Here is a 20,818-nt window from a genome sequence, read left to right on the forward strand (position 1 = left end):
TTCAGATGAGAAGGCCACCAAGCCGGATTGCGGATCGGGGGGAGGGATTCTGGCGAACCGTATTCCGAAGGGGATGTCCCGGGGGCCGGCTGTCTTGCGGCGCGACCCGAGGACCGCGAACCCGCCCCGCTTCCCCGGCTCCAGTCGGGACGGTTCAGCGCTTCCTGCGTCCGGTCCACCCCACCAGCCGCAGCACGATCACGGCAGGGACCGCCAGCAGCGCGGTCACGGCGTTCCAGAGGGCCGAACCCACGCTGGGAAGCAGGGCGCGGGAAGCGGGGGCGGGCGCAGCGGGACGGGCGCTGCGGCGGAAGCGGGAAAGACGGGGCAGCGGCAGCCCCAGCACGCGGCCCCGCGCGTCCTGCACAGGCTCACCGGGTTTGGCGTTCTGGGCGGCTTCCCGCTCCTGCTGGCTGGGCGTGGTGTCGATCTCGGCACCCTGGGCCGCCACGGCCTGCTTCTTGGCGACATTCGCGGCCCCCCCGGCATGGGTGCCGAACTTCTGCGAGTACACCCAGGTCACTTCCGCCCCGAAGAAGAAGATCATGGCGCTGTAGTAGATCCAGAGCATCAGGACCACCAGCGACCCCGCGACGCCGAACACGCTGCCCGGTGCGGCGCGCCCCAGGTAGAGGCCGATGGCGAGCTGCCCCAGCGTGAACAGCAGGGCGGTCACGGCGCTGCCCACCCAGACCTCGCGCCACTGGAGCTTGACGGCGGGCAGGAACTTGTAGATCAGGGCAAACACCGGGGTCAGCAGCAGGATACTCAGCAGCGCCGTGCCCGCCCGCACGAAGAAAGCCCCCGCGCCGATGCGGTCCCCGAGGTGCTGCGCGATGGCCGAGAGGTACGTGTTCAGGCCCAGAAAGGCGATCAGAATCAGGCCGATGCCCAGGATCAGCCCGAAGGACAGCACTCGCGCCTGCACCACTTTCAGAAAGCCTCCCGGCGGCGGCGGGTCCGCGCCCCACAGGCTGCTCAGCGCGTCTTGGAGCTGCACGAAGAGGCCGGTCGCCCCCATGAACAGCGTCACGAAGCCGAAGATGCTGGCCACCAGCGAACCGCGCTGAATGCCTTCCTGGTTGGACACCAGGCTCTTCAGGAAGGCGGCGGTGTCCTGGCCCACGTTCTGCGCGACCGTGCTGTCCGGCCCGAAGAGTTGCTGCACCACCTGATCGTTCGTCAGAAAAAAGCCCGCCACCGCCACCGCGAACAGCAGCAGCGGCGCGATGCTGAACATGGCGTAGTAGGCGATGGCCGCCGCCAGCCGGGGGGCCTTGTCCTGGCCGAACGCCAGGGCCGCTTCCCGGATCAGGGTAAACAGGTCCGCGAACTTCACACGGCCAGTCTAGGGGCTGATTCCGCCCTGGCCCGGCGGATGAACATCTGGAAAAGTGCCGGGGGTTCATCCGCCGGGCCAGGCCCTTTTTTCCGGCCCGCTGCCGAAGCGGACAGGGGCACCGCTCCGCAGGCCGGGCAGCGGGGAGCGCGTGGCTCCGGGCCTCTTCGCCCGGCCTGCCGCCTCCCTGCTAGCTTGACGCCATGCGCCCTATCCCGGCCAGCTTCACCCAGACCCTCGCCGTTACGGTCACCTCTGAAATGACCGTGCAGTTCGCGGAACTCGGCGCGGTGCATCCCGTCTACGCGACCTACTGGCTGGCCCGGCACTTCGAGGAAGCGGGCCGCAAAATCATCCTTCCCTTTCTGGAAGACGGCGAGGGCGGCATCGGCACCGACGTGCAGGTCACGCACACGGCCTCGGCGTTGCCCGGTATGACCGTCACCGTGACCGCCACCTTCGAGCGGATGGAGGGCCGCCGTATCGTCTGCACCCTGCGTGCCGTCTCTGAACTCGGGGACGAGATCGGGCACGGCACCACCGGCCAGATGGTGCTGCCCCAGGCGAAGATCGACGCGAACTTCGAGCGGCTGCGCGGGCGCTGGCGGGAGCGGCAGGGGGAGGGCGCCTGAACCGGCCCCGTTCCGCTGAATCTGGCCGACGTGGCGGAAGGTGAATCGGTCACAGCTTCAGGGGAGCGGCTGTCCTTCGCGCGGTCCCTCTCTGGCCCCTTTGCCGACCCGATGACGACGAGATCCTGTTTCTACCGCTGCCGCACCAGGGCTGACGTGACCTTATCTTGCACCAAGTAAAAAACGTGTGCGTGGTATGGAATATGGCGCATCCGTCTGGGCTAAACTCCTCAGGGTATGCCCGAAGCTCCCCGCGTCTCCCGCTACTATGACGTCAAGCGTGACGAGAACGGCCACCGTTATCTGGACGTGAACGTGACCGGCTTCTCGCTGCTGCACATCCCCCTGCTGAACAAGTCCACCGGCTTTACCCGCGAGGAACGCCGCGCCTTCGGCATCGAGGGCCTGGTGCCGCCGCACCACAGCACGCTGGAGGAACAGAAGGACCGCACCTACCTGCGCTACCTCCAGCAGACCACCGATCTGGATCGGCACGAGTTCCTGCGCGCCCTGCAAGACCGCAACGAGGTGCTGTTCTACGCGCTTTTCGCCGACCACCTCGAAGAGATGCTGCCCATCCTCTACACGCCCACCGTGGGCGAGGCCGTGCGCGTCTTCTCGCATATCTACCGCTACCCGCGCGGCTTCGCGGTCAGTACCGAGGAGATCGACCGGGTGGACGACCTGCTGGAAAACGTGCCCCTCAACGACGTGCGGATGATCGTGGCGACCGACTCCAGCGCGATTCTGGGCATCGGGGACCAGGGCTTCGGCGGCATGGCGATCTCGATCGGCAAGCTCAGCCTCTACACGGCGGCGGGCGGCGTCGGCCCTGACAAGACCCTGCCCGTCGAGCTGGACGTGGGCACCGACCGCCAGGACCTGATCGACGATCCCCTCTACCTGGGCGTTCACCACAAGCGCCTGACCGGCCCCGAGTACGACGAGTTCCTCGACCGCTTCGTGGAGGCGACCGTTGCCCGCTACCCCAAGGCGATCATTCAGTGGGAGGATTTTGCGCGCGGCACGGCCTTCCGGGTGCTGGAGCGGTACCGCAAGGTGGTGCCCAGCTTCAACGACGACATCCAGGGCACCGGCGCGATGGCGCTGGCCGGGCTGATCAGCGCCAGCCGCCTGAAGGGCGAACGCCTGACCGACCAGACCTTCGTGGTGGTCGGGGCCGGGGCGGGCGGCATCGGCGTGGCGAGCGCCATCCGCCAGGGCCTGATGCGCGAGGGCCTGAGTTATGCGGACGCCAATGCCCGCGTGTTCGTGGTGGACCGTTACGGCCTGCTGATGCACGGCCAGCCCGGTCTGGAAGACCACCAGCTTTCCTTTGCCCGCCACCCGGGAGACGTGCAGGGCTGGGCCTGCGAGGGCGAGTGGCCCACTCTGCACGAGACGGTCGTGAACGCCCGCGCCACGGCCCTGCTGGGCCTGACCGGCGTGCCCGGCCTGTTCCGGCAGCCCACCGTCGAGGCCATGCTGGCGCACACCCAGCGCCCCATCGTCTTCCCCCTCTCCAACCCCACCAGCAACGTGGAGGCGCAACCCGCCGACCTGCTGCGCTGGACGGACGGCGCGGCGATCATCGCCACCGGCAGTCCCTTTCCCGACATCGAATACGGTGGGCAGACCTATCCGGTCGGGCAGGGCAACAACGCCTTTATCTTCCCCGGCCTGGGCTTCGGGGCCGTCATCAGCCGCGCGCGTGAAATCACCGACAGCATGGTGATGGAGGCCGCGCAGACCCTGGCCGACGAGACGGCGGCCTACGGAAACCGGGTCTACCCGCCCATCAGTGCCCTGCGCGAACTCAGCCTCAAGGTCGCTGTGCGGGTCGCCCGCCGGGCCATTGCCGAGGGCGTGTGTGCCGAGCGGCGCATCCGCAACCTCACCGACGACGAGCTGGAGGCGTTCGTGCGCGGCCGCCAGTGGGTGCCCAAGTACCTGCCGCTCCGGAAGGCGGCGGGGGCGCGGGACTGAGGGAGGCGGCGGCTTCCCCGCCCTTCGGCCCACGTTCCCGGCGTTCGTCCGCGTCAGACTTCCACCATGTTCACCCTGCGTCCCGCCACACCGAAGGATGCTGTTCCCATCCTGACCCTGCTTGGCGGAGTCTGGGACGGTGATGAGGAAGCCGTCGCTTATCACGGCGGCGGGCGCACGCCGGGTGTCATAGCGCTGGAGGAGGGGCGGCTCGTCGGGTACGCCTCCCTCCGGCGTGGAACCCTGCATCCCACGCACCTTTACGTGGGGGTTCACGTTCACCCGGATGCGCGGCGGCGGGGGGTGGGCGCGGCACTCTGGGAAGCAGTGACAGCGGGCGTCAGCGGCAGCCTGAAGACCGCGACCTCTGCCCACCACCCGGAAGCCCTGCGCTTTCTGGAACGCCGGGGGCTGCGGGTCAGCGTGCGGACGCATCAGCCGACGCTCGATCCGGCAGTTCTGACGGGGGCGGAGGTGGAAGAGTGGGTGGGGGCAGTGCGGGCACGGGGATACGACCTGCTTCCCATGGCCGCCCTGACTGGCCCGAATGTTCGCCGTGACCTCGCCCGGTTGCATCTGGAGGTCTATGCCCACACGCACCGCCACGACCCGCCGGCCGCCGCCGCTCTGGCCGGGGTGGACTTTCTGGGCGATGACCTGAACCCCGCCTGGCTGTGGATGGCGCGGCGGGCAGGGCAACTGGCGGGCGTCGCCAGCATCCGCACCACGGCTGACCCGGCGGGCGGGGAACTGGGCTGGTTCGGCGTGACGGCCGAACATGCCGCAGAGGGCGCGGCCCTTACCCGGGCGCTGACCGGCCTGGCTCTGCGTGCGGCAGGGGCAGACAGCGTGCGGGAGGTGGCCGCCGAACTCGACAGCGCCGATCCGAATGCCCTGGACCTGCTGCATGCCCTGCCCTGGCACCCGGGACGGGTCTGGCTGACCCTGGTGTCGACGCCCCGCTAACCCACCACCACAAAAAGAAACGCCCCCGATCCCCCGGAGGCGTTCCTCTTGTTGCTGATCCCTGAAGGCTGACGGCTGAAAGCTTTCTTACGCCCCCGGCTGCGTCACGTCGCGCCCCTGGGTGGGGGGAATCGCGGCGGGCTGAGACTCGGGCGCGGGCAGCAGCAGCAGGTCCAGCACCTCGCCCACGCGCTCGACGGCGTGTATCCGCAGGTCGCCCCGGATGCTCTCGGGCACGTCCTGAAGGTTCGGCTCGTTGTCCTTGGGGAAAATCACTTCGCGGATGCCGCCCTGGTGCGCGGCCAGCAGCTTCTCCTTCAGGCCGCCGATGGGCAGCACCCGGCCCCTGAGGCTGATCTCGCCGGTCATCGCCACATCCAGCCGCACCGGGCGGCCCGTGATCGCGCTGATGACGGCGGTGGCAATCGTGATGCCCGCGCTGGGGCCGTCCTTGGGCGTGGCGCCGTCGGGGAAGTGCACGTGCAGGTCGAGCTTCTTGTGGAACTCGGGATCCGCGCCGTACTTGTGGGCGTGGGCGCGCAGGTAGGCGACCGCCGCCGAGACGCTCTCCTTCATCACGTCGCCCAGCGAGCCGGTCATGCTGATCTTGCCGCTGCCGGGCGTGGCGAGCGCCTCGACCATCAGCATGGTGCCGCCCACGCTGGTCCAGGCCAGACCCTGCGCCACGCCGACCTGGGGTTCTTTCTCCATGCGGTCAGGGTGGTGCAGCGGCACGCCGAGGTAGTCGGGAATGTCCGCCGCGTCGATCACCTTCAGGCCCTCCCAGGGTTTTTCGAGCAGCTCGCGGGCGGCCTTGCGGGCCAGCTTGCTGATCTGGCGGTCGAGGTTGCGCACGCCGCTCTCGGCGGTGTACTCCTCCACGATGCGGTTCAGCGCGGCGTCGGTGATCTCCAGCCTGCCGGTCAGACCGTGGCTCTTGATCTGCCGGGGCACGCGGTAGCGCTTGGCGATCTCCACCTTCTCGGGCTGGGTGTAGCCGGGAATGTTGATGACTTCCATGCGGTCCAGCAGCGGGCGCGGAATGGTCTGGAGGGTGTTCGCGGTCGTGATGAACATCACCTGCGAGAGGTCGTAGGGCACCTCCAGGTAGTGGTCCTGGAAGGTGTGGTTCTGCTCGGGGTCGAGCACTTCCAGCATCGCGCTGCTGGGGTCACCGCGCCAGTCGCTGCTCATCTTGTCGATCTCGTCGAGCAGGATGATGGGGTTGGTCACGCCCGCCGTCTTCATCGCCTGGATGATGCGGCCCGGCATCGAGCCGATGTAGGTGCGGCGGTGGCCGCGAATCTCGGCCTCGTCGCGCACGCCGCCCAGCGCCATCCGCACGAACTTGCGGTTGAGGCTGCGGGCGATGCTCTTGCCCAGCGAGGTCTTGCCGACGCCGGGAGGGCCGACCAGCACCAGAATCGGGGCACGCAGTTCGCCGTCCTCGATGCGCTCCTCGGCGGTGCGCTCCCTGCGCTGCTCTTCCGTCTCGCCGTCCTTGTGGGTCAGCTGGCGCACGGCCAGGAACTCCAGGATGCGGTCCTTCACGTCGCCCAGCGCGTAGTGGTCGGCGTCGAGGATGTCACGCGTCCGGTTGATATCGAGGATTTCCTCGTCGCGCTTGCTCCAGGGCACGTCGGTCAGCCAGTCGATGTAGTTGCGGACCACGGTGCTTTCGGGGCTGCCGCCGGGCGTGCGCTCCAGGCGTTGCAGCTCCTTGAGGGCCTTGTCCTTGACCGACTCGGGCATCCCCGCCGCCTCGATCTTCTCGCGCAGGGCGTCGACCTCGGCGGGGCCGTCCTCGCCGCCGCCCAGCTCCTTGCCGATGGCCTTCATCTGCTCGCGCAGGTAGTACTCGCGCTGGTTGGCGTCCATCTGCTCCTTGACGCGCCCGGCGATCTTCTTGTCCATATTGAAACGCTCGGTGTCGCGCGTGAGCAACTTCAGCACGGCTTCCAGGCGGTCACGGGGCGAGACGGCCGAGAGAACCTCCTGCTTTTCCTCGGGAGTCCAGGTGGCGTGGTGGGCCACCTGATCGGCCAGCGCGCCGGGGTCGTTCAGGTTCTTCAGGCCTTCGAGCTGGTAGTTGTCCAGGCGCAAGTTCTTGTTCTGGCGCTGGTATTCCTCGAAGGCCGACTTGACCTCCTGCATGAAGACCTGCACCTCGCGCCCCGCCTCCTGGGTGGCCGCGTCCTGCTCGGTGGGCTGCGTCTCGGCCCGCACCCGCAGGTAGGCCGAGGGCACCTCGTCCAGTACCTTGGCGCGTTCCTGCGCCTCGACCAGCACCTGATAGGTGTTGTCGGGCATCCGCACAACCTGCTTGACGACCGCCAGCACGCCCATGTCGTACAGCTCGGCGCGGGTGGGGTCGTCGGTGCGCGGGTCACGCTGGGTCAGCAGCAGCACGCGGCGGTCGCTGGCCTGCGCCTCGTCCACGGCGCGCTTGCTCTTGGGGCGGCCCACATCGACGTTCATGGTGATGCCGGGCAGGATCACGATGTTTCTGAGTGCGACTACGGGAAGTTCCCAGATCATGCTTGCTCCTTGGAACCGGAACCGGAAAAGGGTCCGGAGAAGAGGTGAGTCTAACGCGGGGGGTCTTCTTCTGCGCTTCTTCGCCTGGGTTACCCCCGGTGAACAAAGACACCCCGCCCACGATGTCCCCAGATTCTAGGGACGTGGGCGGGACCGTGCTGTAATCTACGTTGCGTTTAGGCAGACTTCTTGAGTCCCTTAGACTCAAGCAGATCGAGAGGCTGATCGATGTTCCCGGCGTCGAAGCGCAGCTCCTTGAGGTTCTCGACGGGCAGCTCGAACAGCAGGTCGGTCATGGCCTTTTCCAGCACCGCCCGCAGGCCACGCGCGCCGGTCTTGCGTTCCCTGGCCCGGTGGGCCACCTCGCGCAGCGCCCCCTCGGTGAAGGTCAGGTCCACGTCCTGAAAGCCGAACAGCGCCTGGTACTGCCGGACGATCGCGCCCTGCGGCTCGGTCAGAATCCGCACCAGGGCGTCCTCGTCGAGGTCCTGAAGCTGCACCACCAGCGGCAGGCGGCCCACGAACTCGGGGATCAACCCGAACTTCACCAGGTCCTCGGGCAGAAAGCGCAGTTCCTCTTTCTCCTCGCCCTTGTGCTCGGCGCCGAAGCCCACCGCGCGTACGTTGGTGCGGGCGCGGGCGATCTCGGCCATGCTCTCGAAGGCCCCACCCACGATAAAGAGGATGTTCTTGGTGTTCACCTGCACCAGTTCCTGCTGCGGGTGCTTGCGGCCCCCCTGCGGCGGCACCTGCGCCACCGTGCCCTCGATGATCTTGAGGAGCGCCTGCTGGACGCCCTCGCCGCTCACGTCACGGGTGATGGAGGTGCCCTCGGACTTGCGGGCGATCTTGTCGATCTCGTCGATGTAGATGATGCCGCGCTCGGCTGCCGATACGTCGTACTCGGCGGCCTGGAGCAGGCGCACGATCACGTTTTCCACGTCGTCGCCCACGTAGCCGGCCTCGGTCAGCGTGGTCGCGTCGGCAATGGCAAAGGGCACTTCCAGCATCTCGGCCAGCGACTGCGCCAGCAGCGTCTTGCCGGTGCCGGTCGGCCCGATCAGGAGGATGTTGCTTTTTTGCAGGTTCACGTCGGGGTGGGCCAGGCGCTGGTAGTGGCTGACGACCGCGACTGCGAGCGCCTTTTTGGCCTCGTCCTGCCCGATCACGAACTCGTCGAGGTAGGCCTTGATCTCGCGGGGGGTGGGCAGTTCGTCCAGGCTGAACTCGCTGCCCTTGGCCTTGTTCTGCTTGACCAGCTCGAAGGCGCGGTCGGTGCACTCGTTGCAGATAAAGGCCGCGCGGCCCGGGGCCTCGATCAGTTGCGCGATCTGGGGATGCTGCCGCCCGCAAAACGAGCAGCGGTCGCCGCCCGCGCTGGTGCCGCGCCCGGTCACAGGGCCGCCTCGACCGGGCGGGTGCTCTGGATCACCGAGTCGATCAGGCCGTACTTCATCGCTTCCTCCGGCGACATGAAATAGTCGCGCTCCATGTCGCGCATCAGCTTCTCGTGCGGGATGCTGGTGTGCTCGTGGTAGATCTCGACCAGGCGGTCGCGCAGGTGCAACACCTCCTTGGCCTGCACCTCCAGGTCGGGCGTGTTGCCCCGGAAGCCCGCCGACCCCTGGTGAATCATGATGCGGCTGTTGGGCAGCGCCAGCCGCTTGCCCTTGTCCCCGGCCATCAGCAGCACGCTGCCCATGCTCATGGCGATGCCCACGCAGATCGTGCTGACCGGAGCTTTGATGTAGCGCATGGTGTCGTAGATCGCCAGGCCCGCGTACACCTCGCCGCCGGGGCAGTTGATGTACATCTGGATCTCCTGCTCGGGGTTCTGGGAGTCCAGCAACAGCAGCTGCGCCACGATGGTGTTCGCCATCTGCGATTCGATGGGCGTGCCCACAAAAATGATCCGGTCTTTGAGGAGGCGCGAGTAGATGTCGTACATCCGCTCGCCCCGACCGGTCTGCTCGATCACGTAGGGAATCACGCTCATGCGCGGCATTATCGCACGCGCTGGCGGAGGGAACGTGGGCAAGACTGCGCTGGGAAGCGCTGCATTTGCTGGTCCACCGGGCAATGGCAACAGGCCGAACGGTCCGGGGCGGGCAGGCTGCCCATTTCCCCAGACCGTTCGACGGTTCGGCATTTTGACTGTTGTTCAGATTGTCTGCTGTTCAGACCGGCGCGCCCGCGCCCTGGCCCTCAGTCCACGATCAGCGGAATCAGCACCGGATTCCGGCCCGTCACCTTGCGCACGAAGCGGCGGACGGCCCCGTACATGTCGTCTCGCACGTCTTCCAGCCGCTTCTTCTCGCGCATCCCGCCCTCGACGGCGTCCAGGGCGATCTTGCGAATCTGCCCGTCGAGGTCGCGGTTGGCGCGGACGAAGCCGCGCGAGACGATCTCGACGTGCGGGGTGGGGTGCAGCACCGCCGTCATGATCAGGATGCCTTCCTGGCTCATGTTGGCGCGGTCGAGCAGCACGTCGTCCCCGATGTCGCCCACGCCCAGGCCGTCCACGTAGACGCCCCCGGCGGGCACCGTGCCCGTCACCTTGAACTCGTCGGCGCCGAGGCGCACCACGTCACCGTTCTTGGCGATCAAGGTGCGCTTGGGCGGGCGGGGGAGGGTCTGGGCCAGGCGGGCGTGGTTGATCTGGTGGCGGGGTTCGCCGTGCCAGGGCAAGAAGAACTTGGGCCGGGCGAGGTTCAGCACGGTGGCGAGTTCCTCCTGGCTGCCGTGCCCGGAGGCGTGGACCCGGTAGGTGGGGGGGTAGTACACGTCCACGCCGATCTCGTACAGGCGGTTGATGACCAGGTTCACGGCGTCCTCGTTGCCGGGAATCGGGTTGCTGGACAGGATCACGCTGTCGCCCCGGCGCAACGCGATCTTGGCGTGGTTCCCGAAGGCCAGGCGGCCCAGCACGGCCATCGGCTGGCCCTGCGACCCGGTGCAGACATAGAGAATCTGCTGGTCTTGCAGGTCGCCGACCTCCTCATTGGTCAGCAGGGGCTCGGGCAGGTCCATGTAGCCCAGGCTCTGCGCGACCTGCGCATATTTGAGCATCGAGCGGCCTTCCATCACGACGCGGCGGCCCTGGCGGTGCGCGATGTTGATCACGTTCTGGATGCGGTGGACGTTCGACGCGAAGGTCGTCATGAACACGCGGCCCTTGCACTTCGAGATCAGGTCTTCGAGGTTGCGGGCCACGTCCGCCTCGCTGGCGGTGCGGCCGGGGCGCTCGGCGTTGGTGGAGTCGCTGATGAGCAGCAGCACGCCGTCCTTGCCCGCCTGCTCGATCTTGCCCAGGTCGCTGAGCTTGCCGTCGCTGGGTTCCTCGTCGAGCTTGAAGTCGCCGGTATGCACGATCCGCCCGACCGGCGTGGTCAGGATGTACCCGGCGTTGTCGGGAATCGAGTGGGTCATGCGGATGAACTCCACCCCGAAGTGCTTGCCGATGCGGACCTTGTCGGTGAGCTGCACCTCGCGCAGGTCGGTGTCACCCTCCTTGATGCCGAACTCGGCCAGCTTCTCGCGCACCAGGCCCAGCGTCAGGCCCGCGCCGTAGACCGGCACGCGCGGCAGCCGGGGCAGGATGTACGGCAGGCCGCCGATATGGTCCTCGTGGCCGTGGGTCAGAATCCAGCCCTTGATCAGCCCGGCGTTCTGCTGGAGGTAGTCGATGCGCGGGATAATCAGGTCCACGCCCATCTGGTGGGCATCCGGGAAGGCCAGCCCGCCGTCCACGACCATGATCTCGTCGCCGTACCGGTAGGCGGTGATGTTCTTGCCGATCTCGCCCATCCCGCCGAGCGGAATGACTTCGAGGTGCTGCGTGTCCTGCTGTGCGGGCGCGGCGGCCTGTCCGGCCTGGGCGTCCTTGGCGGGGTTGGTCATGTGTTCTCCGGTCGCACGGTGCTTTCCTGCCCTGATTGGGTGGTCCGGTGGTCGAGATCCCGGGTCAAGAGCGGTGCGTTCTGAATGGGGGATGTGGCTGCGCCCAGGGACGCGGCCCGGTGAAGAGAGCGGAAAAAGAGCCAGATGAATGAGCCAGTGGAGACGGGTTGTGTCGCCCGGCCCAGAGAGGGCGTGAGGCGCAGTTTCCCCAGGGTAGCACAGGCCCCCCCGTCCCCGTCGCCCACCAGGACAGGGCAGGCCGCGCCCGTATGAAGCTGCTGTGAAGGCAGGTATCATGAAGGGGTGAGTGCCCAACGGATTCTCGTGATCGAGGACGACCTCGACATTGCCAACGTGCTGAGGCTGGACTTGACGGACGCGGGGTATGCGGTCGAACATGCCGACTCCGCCATGAACGGTCTGATCCGGGCACGTGAAGACCACCCCGACCTGATCCTGCTCGACCTCGGCCTGCCCGACTTCGACGGCGGCGACGTGGTGCAGCGGCTGCGCAAGAACAGCGCCGTGCCGATCATCGTGCTGACCGCCCGCGACACGGTGGACGAAAAAGTGCGCCTGCTGGGCCTGGGGGCCGACGACTACCTGATCAAGCCCTTCCACCCCGACGAGCTGCTGGCCCGCGTGAAAGTGCAGCTGCGCCAGCGCATCAGCGAGAGCCTCAGCATGGGCGAGCTGACCCTCGATCCGCAAAAGCGCCTGGTGACCTACAAGGCGGAAGAACTGCGCCTCTCGCCCAAGGAATTCGACATCCTGGCGCTCCTGATCCGTCAGCCGGGCCGGGTGTACTCGCGCCAGGAGATCGGTCAGGAAATCTGGCAGGGCCGCCTGCCCGAGGGCAGCAACGTGGTGGACGTGCATATGGCGAACCTGCGCGCCAAGCTGCGCGACCTCGACGGCTACGGCCTGCTGAGGACCGTGCGCGGCGTCGGGTACGCCCTGCGCGGCTAAGGGGATCGGCTGATGCTGGAGCAGGCTTCCCCGCCCCTGCCGGACGCCTTCGCGGCGGTGGACTTCAGGCCGCTGCTGGCGGCGCTGCCCGACCCGGTGCTGCTGCTGGACGGGGAGGCCGCCTGGCTGAATGCCGCCGCCCACGAGTGCCTGGGCGACCTGCCCGCGCCGGGCGCCTGGGAGGCCCTGTTTCCGCCCGGGACGGCCCGCCTGCTGACCAACGCCGCGGCGCGGGCGGGCCGGGGGGAAACCGTCCGCGAGAGTGTCGTGCTGCGCGGCAGCCAGGCGCCCGCCCTCGCCACGCTCACGCCCGCCGGGCCGGGCCGGGTGCTGCTGCACCTGCGCGACACGCGCCATCCGCTGGAGGTGGCCGAGGAACTGATGGACGGCCTGGGGCTGGGGATGCTGGTGCAGGCCGCCGATGGCCGGGTGCTGGCGGCCAACGCCGCCGGGCAGGACCTGCTGGGCCTCAGCCTGGCGCAGATGACCGGGCAGGCCCCGGCCGACACGCGCTGGCACCTGGTCCACCCGGACGGTCGGCCCTTCCCACCGGAAACGCTGCCCACCGTCCATGCCCTCCAGACCGGCGAGGCCGTGCGGGACGTGCCGCTGGGTGTGGTGGTGCCGGAGGCCGGGGAGGGCGGCGCGGACGAGACCCGCTGGCTGAACGTGACCGCCCTGCCCCGCCGTGCGCCCGGTGCGGCCCGGCCCAAGCAGGTCACCACCGTCTTTGCCGACGTGACCGGAGAGCGGCGGCTGCGTCAGCAGATGCAGGCCAGCGAGGAACGCTACCGCTCGCTGGTTGAGGCGACCTCGCAGATCGTGTGGGTCACCACCGCCGGGGGGGAACTGCTGGGGCCGCAGCCCACCTGGGCGGCCTTTACCGGCCAGAGCGAGGCCGGGTACAGCGGCGCGGGCTGGCTGGAGGCCGTGCATCCGGACGACCGCGCCATGACGCTGGACGCGTGGCAGCAGGCCGTGGAGTCCCGGATTCCCTATCAGGTCGAATACCGGCTGCGCCGCGCGGACGGCGTGTATGTGCCCATGGAGGCGCGCGGCGTGGCGGTCGTCAATCCGGACGGCAGCGTGCGCGAGTGGGTCGGGGTCAATCAGGACCTCAGCGCGGTCAAGGCCGCCGAGGACCACCTGCGCACCCTGAACGCGGAACTCGAAGCGCGGGTGCAGGACCGCACGCGCGAACTGGCCGAACTCACGCGCTTTTCCACCCTGCTGCTGACCGCTGCCGGCGAAGGCATCTTCGGGCTGGACGCCTCGGGCCGCACGACCTTTGCCAACCCCGCCGCCGCGCGCATCCTGGGATACAGCGTCGAGCGGCTGATCGGTTCGCCGCAGCACGCCCTGATCCACCATCACCATGCCGATGGCCGCGACTACCCGCTGGCCGAATGCCCGGTTCATCAGACCCTGCAAGACGGCGAGGCCCGGCGCCGCGAGGAGGACGTGTTCTGGCACGCGCAGGGCCACCCGGTGCCGGTCGCCTACGTCGTCTCGCCCACCCGGGACCCCGAGGGCCGGGTGACGGGCGCGGTCGTGATGTTCCAGGACGTGACGGCGCGGGTGCGCGCCCAGGCCGAGCTGGAAAGTGCCGTCGCCCATCTGGAGCGCAGCAACCGCGAACTCGAACAGTTCGCCTACGTCGCCAGCCACGACCTTCAGGAACCCCTGCGGACGGTGGGCAGCTACGCGGAACTGCTCGCCAAGCGCTACCAGGGCCAGCTCGACCCCCGCGCCGACCAGTATCTGGAGTTCATGCAGGACGCCGTGGGCCGGATGCGGAGCCTGATCCAGGACCTGCTGGGCTTTGCGCGGGTGGGCCGCCAGGGCACCTCACCGCAGCCCACCCCGCTGGCCGAGGTGCTGCGCCAAGCAGCGCAGAATGTGGAAGGCACCCTGCGGGAGGTGGGCGGCACCCTGACCTGGGACACGCCCCAGACCGTGTGGGGACATCCCGGCCTGCTGGTCCAGCTGTTCACGAACCTGATCGGCAACGGCCTGAAGTTTTCCCGCGAGGGCGTTCCCCCGCAGGTCCGGGTTACCGCCCGCCAGGAGGGCCAGCAGGTGAGCATCGAGGTGCAGGACAACGGCATCGGCATCGCCGCCGAGTACCATGAGCGGGTGTTTGCGATCTTCCAGCGGCTGAACCGCCGGGAAGCCTACCCGGGCAACGGCATGGGGCTGGCCATCTGCCGCAAGATCGCCGAGCAGCACGGCGGTATGCTCTCCCTCAGCTCTGTTCCCGGTGAGGGCACCACCTTCCACCTGACCCTCAGCGTTCAGCCCTTCCCGTCCCCACAGCCGTCTCCGCAGCGCCCCACCCCTTGATCCCTATGCCTGCCGAATCCCTGACCCCCACCCAGCCCCTGATCGAAATCCTGCTTGTCGAGGACAGCGAACCCGATGTGCTGCTGACCCAGGAGGCCTTCGCGGACGCCCGCGTTCCCAACCGTGTGCATGTGGTCCGCGACGGCGTCGAGGCCCTGCGCTTCCTGCGCCGCGAGGGCGAATATGCCGGGATGCCCCGGCCCGACGTGATCCTGCTGGACATCAACATGCCGCGCAAAAGCGGCCTGGAAGTGCTGGCCGAGATCAAGGCCGACGCTGCGCTCGCCACCATCCCGGTCGTCATGCTGACCACCAGCCAGTCGGAAGACGACGTGCGCGGGTCCTATGCCCGGCACGCCAACGGCTACGTCGTCAAACCCGTCGGCTTCGAGAACTTCCTCCAGGCCATCCGCGCCTTCGAGGACTTCTGGATGACTTTCGTCCGTTTTCCGCCCCGGGTCTGAACACACGGGCCTGATACGGATTCCGTCCGATTCCTTGACTTCCGGAACCCGTCTGTTCTCCTTCTCGCGTCCGCTCGGATTGAATCACTCCGTCAACGATTCAATCGGAGTTCGTATGAGAAGACAAAAGCACGTCCCCGGACCTGACGGCGGGGACGTGGCAGCGCTGAAGGGGTTAGCGGCGGTCGGTCGTGGTGGTGCTGGTGTAGGTGGTGCCTGCCGCCGGGGTACCGGGGTGAACCACCGGCACGGGCTTGTTGCGGCCCATCAGGCCGAACAGGCCCAGCAGACCCAGCAGGCCCCACGGGAACTGGCGCGTATCGGCCACACCGTCGTTGTTGGAATCGACCACACCGTCACCGTTGGGGTCCACGGCGTTGTTCACCGCGTCGGTGGTGTTCTGGGCGGCCTGATCGACGGCCGCACCGGCCTGCTCGGCGGCGCCGTCGTTGGCGTCGGCCCCGGTCGTGCCGGTCGTGTCGGTGCCGGTGGTGCTGGTGTCCTGCACCTGCATGTAGCCGGAGGTGGGCGCGGTGGCGAGGGCGGTGGGGGCAGCGAAGATCAATGCGAGGGTCAACAGGGTCTTGTTCATAGGAACTCCTTGGGTCGCCCGAGAGTGACGGGTGAATTGCCCACAGTGTGGGCGGCGCACATGGCTCCACGCTGAGCACTACCTCCATGAGTCCTTCATGTGCTGAAGGCGCCCGGCCGCGTCACGGCCCGGCGGTGGCCTCCTGGGTCTGCCCTGAAGCCGCTTGCAGCGCGGTCAGCACATTGTTCAGGTGGGTGTCCAGGTCCACCGCGAGTTCGCGCGCCCCCTGCTCCACCTCTTCCCGGTTGACCCCCGCCGCGAAGGCCCGGTTCCTGAACCGCTTTTTCAGGCTGGAAAGTTCCAGTTGCCGCACGTCGCGGTCGGGGCGAATCAGGGCCGCCGCCTGCACCAGCCCGGTCAGCTCGTCCACGGCGAACAGCGTTTTCGCCAGCCGCGTCTCGCGGGGGGTGCCGGTGAACGCCGCGTGGCCCAGAATCGCGTCCAGTACCTCGGGCGGCGTGTCCGTGTGGTCGCGCAGGTAGGCCACGCCCCAGGCCGGATGCTCCTCGGGGTGCAGTTCATAGTCGAAGTCGTGCAGCAGCCCCGCCACGGCGTAGAGTTCCTCGTCCTCGCCCCAGTGGCAGGCATACCAGCGCATTGCGGCTTCCACGTTCAGCATGTGCCGCCGCAGCGATTCGGAGGGCGTGTGTTCCAGCATCAGGGCGTAAGCCTGCTCGCGGTTCATGCCGCAGTGTATAAAGCCGCAGTGTAAAAGCTACAGACCGGAGAACAGCCAGCGGGGGGGCCAGCCGCTCCCGCTCGCTGTGCCTGGCCGCCGGGCTAGCCCTGGATGTACCGCGCCCACTCCGGCTGCCAGTGGGCAAACTGCCCGTGGGCGTACACGCCGAACGTGGGCGCGCGAGGCCGGGAGCGCAGTGGCATCCCGGCCTCGTCGGGGGTGCGGTTCCCCTTGCGCTGGTTGCACGCCCGGCAGGCCGTGATCACGTTCTCCCAGTTGTGCCGGCCCCCACGCGAGCGCGGCAGCACGTGGTCGAGGGTGAGGTCGGCTTCCGAGCCGCAGTACTGGCAGGCGAAGGTGTCGCGGCGCAGCACGTTGCGGCGGTTGAACGGCACCGGGTGCACCCGCGGGCGGCGCACGTAGCGCCGCAGCCGGATCACGCTGGGCACGCGCAGGATGGTCGAGGGCGAGCGGACCACGTCGGCGCTGACTTCCAACACCTCGGCGACGCCGTACTGGAGGAGCGTGATGGCGCGCTTGGCGCTCGTCACGTGCAGGGGTTCGTACGACGCGTTCAGGACCAGCACGCGCGGTGCATTCAGGTCGGGCACCACGCGCAGCCCGCGCGCCTCCTCTCTCGTCACGCTCGCTAACGGGTTCACGAGACGCATTTTAGAGCGTGCGTGTGAAGCGAATGTTGCGTCAGGTGGCTTAGTGGTCCCCTTCAGGCCAGCCCGGCAGTGCTCAGCGCGGGCCGCAGCCAGGACTGGGTGCCCACGTGCAGGAACTCCAGCACGCCGTCGGCGACGTACTGCACCGCGAGCGCCCCCAGCAGCACGCCCAGCACGCGCGTGACCACGTGGACGCCCGTCACGCCGATCACGCGGGCGATCTGCCCCGACAGCCGCAGGGCGAGGTAACACAGCAGCAGCACGCCGAAGGTCACCACGAAGACCGCGACCAGCAGGGCCGGGCTGCCGTGGGCGTCCCCGGCCAGAATCATGATGCTGGCGAGCGTGCCCGGCCCGGCGATCAGCGGAATCGCCAGCGGAAAGACGCTGATGTCCTGGCGTTCCTGCGCCTCCTGTTCCTCTTCCGGGGTTTCCTTGCTGCCGCTGGGGCGGGCAAAAACCATATCCAGCGCGATCAGAAACAGCAGGATGCCGCCCGCGATCCGGAACGCACTCAGGCTGATGCCCAGGTGGTCGAGCAGGCCGCGTCCGAACAGCCCGAACAGCAGGATGATCGCGCCCGCCACGAGGGACGCCTTGAGCGCCATGCGCCGCCGCTCGAAGCTGGGGCGGTTGCCGGCCAGCCCGATAAAGATCGGGGCGAGGCCGATGGGGTCCATCACCACCAGCATCGTTAGGAAAGTCTGCGAGATCATGGCGATCAGCTCGGGTCCCAGGGCCGTCATGAGTCCCCTCCCGTCAGGAAAGTCTGGCGACGGATGCTGGACAGTTCGGCCACGTTCACGCTGCCCAGCCTACCTGCTCGGCCTGCCCGCTGCGCCTCCCGGAAGGGGCCGCCGCCGGGGGAAGGGAGGTCAGGGCTGCACATTCACGCTGAGGGTCCCCACCGCCTCGAAGCTGCGGGTGTCCCGGCGCTGCACGCCCTGCACGCCCACGGTGTAGGTGTTCGGCGGGGTGTTGGCAGCCACGTTCACGCGCAGGGGCACGACCTCGCCCGCTGCGGCCTCGCGGCGGGGCAGCGTGAGGGTGATGCCGGGGGCGCTGCTCGCGGTGGAGAGGGCGAAGGGGCCAGGATGTGACTGCGGCGTATACCCCCCGACCCTCAGGGTGAGGTCGAGCGTGTCCCCCGCCCGCACGTTGACCTCCGACACCGAGCTGCCCCCCGCCGGGGCCAGGATGATGTAGCCGCCCGCACAGCCGGTGGCCCGCAGCACGCCGATATCGCGCGCGCCCACCGCCAGTGCCGGCAGGAAGGACGCCACCACCAGCCCCAGGCCCAGCGCCGCCCGCCGGGGCCGCCCCCAGTTCGAGGCCGTGAAGGCCAGGCCGCCCGGTCCCAGCACCAGCGGCACCAGCAGGGCCAGCACCGCCCGCCCCCGGCAGGGGTCATTCAGCAGGGCCAGGCCGGCCGTCCGCACCAGCAGGAACAGCAGTGTTCCCAGGCCCCACCCCAGCAGAAAGGGGGGAAACAGGGCGGGGCGGGGGGCGGCGGGGGCAGGCGCGGTCATGCGGGCAGGCTAGCGCGGCGGGCGCAGGACAAACCGGGCGGTCAGCCTTCGGGCGTGTGGTCCGCCGCGCAGCCGGGGCACACCCCCATGAACTCCAGGCGCACCTCGGTCACCTGGAAGCCCGCCGGGAGGGCCGCCGCCGGGATAGAAGGCACCGCGCCCGCGTCCACATCGAAGATCGCGCCGCAGCTCCGGCATACGGCGTGGTGGTGGTCCTCGCCCGCGTGCTTGTAGTCGTAGCGGGTCGCCTGTCCGGCCCGCTCGATGGTCACGACCACGCCGTCGCGGACCAGGGCGTCCAGCGTGCGGTACACGGTCCCCAGGCTCACGCTGGGCAGCGTGCCGCGCACCTGCCCATGAATCCACGCCGCGTCGGGGTGCTCCCGCGACGCGCGCAACACCTCGATCACGGCTTGCCTTTGCCGGGTTTGCCGCACCATCGTCATGGCGCGAGGATAGCAGACGCCCTGCGGCGGGCCTGACGCGGGGATCACGGTTCTGTCGTGGTGGGGCCGGTGCAGGCGGGCGGAGTTCCGGTCCTCTGGACCCGGTCCATTGCCTTCGTTCAGCAAATCCACTAGAACACTGAACGTGCCCGCCCGCCTGCTTCCGCTGCTGACCGACCGGCCCCAGTCCGGGGAGAGCCTGGGCCTCCGTCTGGGGGTCAACCGCGTGACGGTCAACACCCTCGCGCGGCGGCTGGCAGAGGAGGGCGTGCCGGTCGTGACCTCACGCGGCGGGTACGCGCTGGCACCGGGCACGCCCGCGCCGGGGCTGGTGCCGGTCGCGGGTACCTTCGGGCAGGCCCTGCGCTATGCGGGCACCGTCGGCAGCACGCAGGACGAGGCCCGTGCCTGGGCCGACGATCCGCACGACCCTGCGCCCCACGGGGCCGTGGTCGTCGCGGAGCGGCAGACCGCCGGGCGCGGGCGGCGCGGGCGGGTCTGGGACACCACGGGCGGCACCCTGGTCTTCAGCGTGTTGCTGGGGGGTCCCCTCGCCCTACCTGAGCTGGCGCTCATGCCGCTGGCCGCCGGGGTTGCTCTGCGAGCTGCTTGCGGCGTCGGCGGCCTGAAGTGGCCCAACGACCTGCTGGCCCCCCCTCCAGACGGCACGGGCGGGCGCAAGCTCGCGGGCATCCTCCTCGAAGCCGACCTGCGCGGCGAGGAGGCGCGGCGGGCGGTCCTGGGCATCGGCGTGAACGTCAGCGCCGCGCCGGAGGGGGCCGCCTGGCTCTCCGCCTTCACGCCCGGCCTGACCCGCGCGGCCCTGCTGGCCCGGATTCTGGCGGAACTCGAACGCTGGCTCGCCGCGCCGCCCGGAGCCGTGCTGGACGCGTGGCGGGCCGTGAACGTCACCCTGGGCCGCGAGGTCCGGGTGTCCACGCCGCGCGGCGACCTGACCGGCACCGCCCTCGACCTCGACGCACAGGGCAGCCTGCTGATCCGCACGCCGGAAGGCTCTGTCGTCACCGCCCACGCGGGCGACGTTCACCTCATCGGCTCCCTCGCCCCCTCAGCCCCTGCCCCGCAGGACCGTCCACAGGAGGACACCCCATGACGCAAGCCACGCACCCCACCCTCGCCCGCACGCTCGCGCCTGCGCCCAGCCTCGCCCGTGACGTGCTGCTGATTCTCGGCGGCGCGGCGCTGGTCGCCCTCGTCGCCCAGGTCGAATTGCCGCTGAAGCCCGTGCCCGTCACTCTCCAGACGCTCGCGGTGCTGCTGGTGGGCGCGGCGCTGGGCTGGAAGCGCGGCGCGGCCAGCCTGAGTACGTATCTCCTGGCGGGTGCGGCGGGCCTCCCCGTTTTCGCGGGGGGCAGCGCGGGCCTTGCCAAGTTCGCCGGTCCGACGGGTGGCTACCTCCTCAGCTACGTGTTCGCCGCCGCCCTGGTCGGCTGGCTGGTGCAGCGGTACGCGCTGGACCGCAGGCCCCTGGGGGCCGCCCTCGCCATGCTGGCCGCCAGCGTGGTGATCTACGCCTTCGGCCTGACCTGGCTGGGCCTGGTGACGGGCCTGAAGGGGCAGGCGCTCCTGACGGCGGGTCTGACGCCCTTCCTGCTGGGCGACGGCCTGAAGATCGGGCTGGCGGCGTTGCTGCTGCCGGGGGCGTGGGCGTTGGCCCGGAAGCGGTAAAGCCACAGCGCGGAAATGCCCCCACCTTCACTCGGGTGGGGGCTTCTTCTTCGGGCGGGTTGTCGATGCGTCCCG

Annotated in this window: 19 protein-coding genes; 8 read left to right on the forward strand and 11 right to left on the reverse strand. The window is 69.0% G+C overall.

Annotated elements, in window-relative coordinates; genetic code table 11:
- Positions 1 to 154: 154 nt before the first annotated feature.
- Positions 155 to 1,339 (reverse strand): YihY/virulence factor BrkB family protein, encoded by a 1,185-nt coding sequence (locus DEIPH_RS13995; protein ID WP_034359198.1) that lies wholly within the window; start codon positions 1,337 to 1,339, stop codon positions 155 to 157.
- A 203-nt stretch (positions 1,340 to 1,542) separates the two neighbouring features.
- On the opposite strand from DEIPH_RS13995, the gene DEIPH_RS14000 reads away from it, so the two are divergent.
- From DEIPH_RS14000 to DEIPH_RS14010, 3 genes are all read left to right on the forward strand, one after another.
- A complete protein-coding gene (locus tag DEIPH_RS14000) occupies positions 1,543 to 1,971 on the forward strand; it encodes a thioesterase family protein (RefSeq protein WP_034359202.1) in 429 nt (142 codons plus the stop codon).
- Positions 1,972 to 2,208: 237 nt separating this feature from the next.
- On the forward strand, positions 2,209 to 3,957 hold the full coding sequence (locus DEIPH_RS14005) for an NAD-dependent malic enzyme (protein WP_034359204.1): 1,749 nt from the start codon (positions 2,209 to 2,211) through the stop codon (positions 3,955 to 3,957).
- Between the two features lie 66 nt (positions 3,958 to 4,023).
- On the forward strand, positions 4,024 to 4,923 hold the full coding sequence (locus tag DEIPH_RS14010; protein WP_034359206.1) for a GNAT family N-acetyltransferase: 900 nt from the start codon (positions 4,024 to 4,026) through the stop codon (positions 4,921 to 4,923).
- Between the two features lie 87 nt (positions 4,924 to 5,010).
- Here the strand turns inward: DEIPH_RS14010 and lon are convergent, their stop codons facing one another.
- From lon to DEIPH_RS14030, 4 genes are all read right to left on the reverse strand, one after another.
- Positions 5,011 to 7,461, reverse strand: coding sequence for an endopeptidase La (lon, locus tag DEIPH_RS14015; RefSeq protein WP_034359208.1), 2,451 nt, complete (start codon positions 7,459 to 7,461; stop codon positions 5,011 to 5,013).
- Positions 7,462 to 7,637: 176 nt separating this feature from the next.
- On the reverse strand, positions 7,638 to 8,858 hold the full coding sequence (clpX, locus tag DEIPH_RS14020) for an ATP-dependent Clp protease ATP-binding subunit ClpX (protein ID WP_034359210.1): 1,221 nt from the start codon (positions 8,856 to 8,858) through the stop codon (positions 7,638 to 7,640).
- The gene (gene clpP / locus DEIPH_RS14025) at positions 8,855 to 9,466 is read right to left on the reverse strand and encodes an ATP-dependent Clp protease proteolytic subunit (RefSeq protein WP_152544953.1); all 612 of its coding nucleotides are present in this window, start codon (positions 9,464 to 9,466) and stop codon (positions 8,855 to 8,857) included. Before clpP ends, clpX begins: the two co-directional genes overlap by 4 nt.
- 200 nt (positions 9,467 to 9,666) lie before the next feature.
- Positions 9,667 to 11,361: a ribonuclease J gene (locus DEIPH_RS14030; RefSeq protein ID WP_034359215.1), complete on the reverse strand. Its 1,695-nt coding sequence runs from the start codon at positions 11,359 to 11,361 to the stop codon at positions 9,667 to 9,669.
- A 303-nt stretch (positions 11,362 to 11,664) separates the two neighbouring features.
- Between DEIPH_RS14030 and DEIPH_RS14035 the strand changes: the two genes are divergently transcribed.
- From DEIPH_RS14035 to DEIPH_RS14045, 3 genes are read left to right on the forward strand one after another with little or no spacing between them, the layout of a single operon-like run.
- On the forward strand, positions 11,665 to 12,330 hold the full coding sequence (locus DEIPH_RS14035) for a response regulator transcription factor (protein ID WP_034359216.1): 666 nt from the start codon (positions 11,665 to 11,667) through the stop codon (positions 12,328 to 12,330).
- 12 nt (positions 12,331 to 12,342) lie between these two features.
- Complete coding sequence (locus DEIPH_RS14040) at positions 12,343 to 14,673, forward strand: PAS domain-containing sensor histidine kinase (protein WP_034359218.1); 2,331 nt, start codon at positions 12,343 to 12,345, stop codon at positions 14,671 to 14,673.
- 5 nt (positions 14,674 to 14,678) lie between these two features.
- Positions 14,679 to 15,137, forward strand: coding sequence for a response regulator (locus DEIPH_RS14045; protein ID WP_034359221.1), 459 nt, complete (start codon positions 14,679 to 14,681; stop codon positions 15,135 to 15,137).
- Positions 15,138 to 15,312: 175 nt separating this feature from the next.
- Here the strand turns inward: DEIPH_RS14045 and DEIPH_RS14050 are convergent, their stop codons facing one another.
- The 6 genes from DEIPH_RS14050 to DEIPH_RS14075 all read right to left on the reverse strand — a co-directional run bounded on the left by DEIPH_RS14050 (position 15,313) and on the right by DEIPH_RS14075 (position 19,054).
- Positions 15,313 to 15,729 (reverse strand): hypothetical protein, encoded by a 417-nt coding sequence (locus DEIPH_RS14050; RefSeq protein WP_034359223.1) that lies wholly within the window; start codon positions 15,727 to 15,729, stop codon positions 15,313 to 15,315.
- A gap of 121 nt (positions 15,730 to 15,850) precedes the next feature.
- Positions 15,851 to 16,414, reverse strand: a complete 564-nt coding sequence (locus tag DEIPH_RS14055) for an HD domain-containing protein (protein WP_034359226.1) — start codon at positions 16,412 to 16,414, stop codon at positions 15,851 to 15,853.
- 95 nt (positions 16,415 to 16,509) lie between these two features.
- Positions 16,510 to 17,079 carry an HNH endonuclease gene (locus DEIPH_RS14060; protein WP_051517399.1) on the reverse strand — a complete coding sequence of 190 codons (570 nt, stop codon included), beginning with the start codon at positions 17,077 to 17,079 and terminating at the stop codon, positions 16,510 to 16,512.
- A 53-nt stretch (positions 17,080 to 17,132) separates the two neighbouring features.
- Positions 17,133 to 17,825 (reverse strand): MarC family protein, encoded by a 693-nt coding sequence (locus tag DEIPH_RS14065; protein ID WP_051517400.1) that lies wholly within the window; start codon positions 17,823 to 17,825, stop codon positions 17,133 to 17,135.
- 129 nt (positions 17,826 to 17,954) lie between these two features.
- On the reverse strand, positions 17,955 to 18,608 hold the full coding sequence (locus DEIPH_RS14070; protein ID WP_034359230.1) for a hypothetical protein: 654 nt from the start codon (positions 18,606 to 18,608) through the stop codon (positions 17,955 to 17,957).
- A gap of 41 nt (positions 18,609 to 18,649) precedes the next feature.
- On the reverse strand, positions 18,650 to 19,054 hold the full coding sequence (locus DEIPH_RS14075) for a Fur family transcriptional regulator (RefSeq protein WP_034359232.1): 405 nt from the start codon (positions 19,052 to 19,054) through the stop codon (positions 18,650 to 18,652).
- A 145-nt stretch (positions 19,055 to 19,199) separates the two neighbouring features.
- On the opposite strand from DEIPH_RS14075, the gene DEIPH_RS14080 reads away from it, so the two are divergent.
- Both DEIPH_RS14080 and DEIPH_RS14085 read left to right on the forward strand, forming a co-directional pair.
- Positions 19,200 to 20,168 carry a bifunctional biotin--[acetyl-CoA-carboxylase] synthetase/biotin operon repressor gene (locus tag DEIPH_RS14080; protein WP_034359234.1) on the forward strand — a complete coding sequence of 323 codons (969 nt, stop codon included), beginning with the start codon at positions 19,200 to 19,202 and terminating at the stop codon, positions 20,166 to 20,168.
- Positions 20,165 to 20,743 (forward strand): biotin transporter BioY, encoded by a 579-nt coding sequence (locus tag DEIPH_RS14085; protein ID WP_034359236.1) that lies wholly within the window; start codon positions 20,165 to 20,167, stop codon positions 20,741 to 20,743. Before DEIPH_RS14080 ends, DEIPH_RS14085 begins: the two co-directional genes overlap by 4 nt.
- Positions 20,744 to 20,818: the final 75 nt, after the last annotated feature.

Source organism: Deinococcus phoenicis, assembly GCF_000599865.1.
Taxonomy (GTDB): Bacteria; Deinococcota; Deinococci; order Deinococcales; family Deinococcaceae; genus Deinococcus; species Deinococcus phoenicis.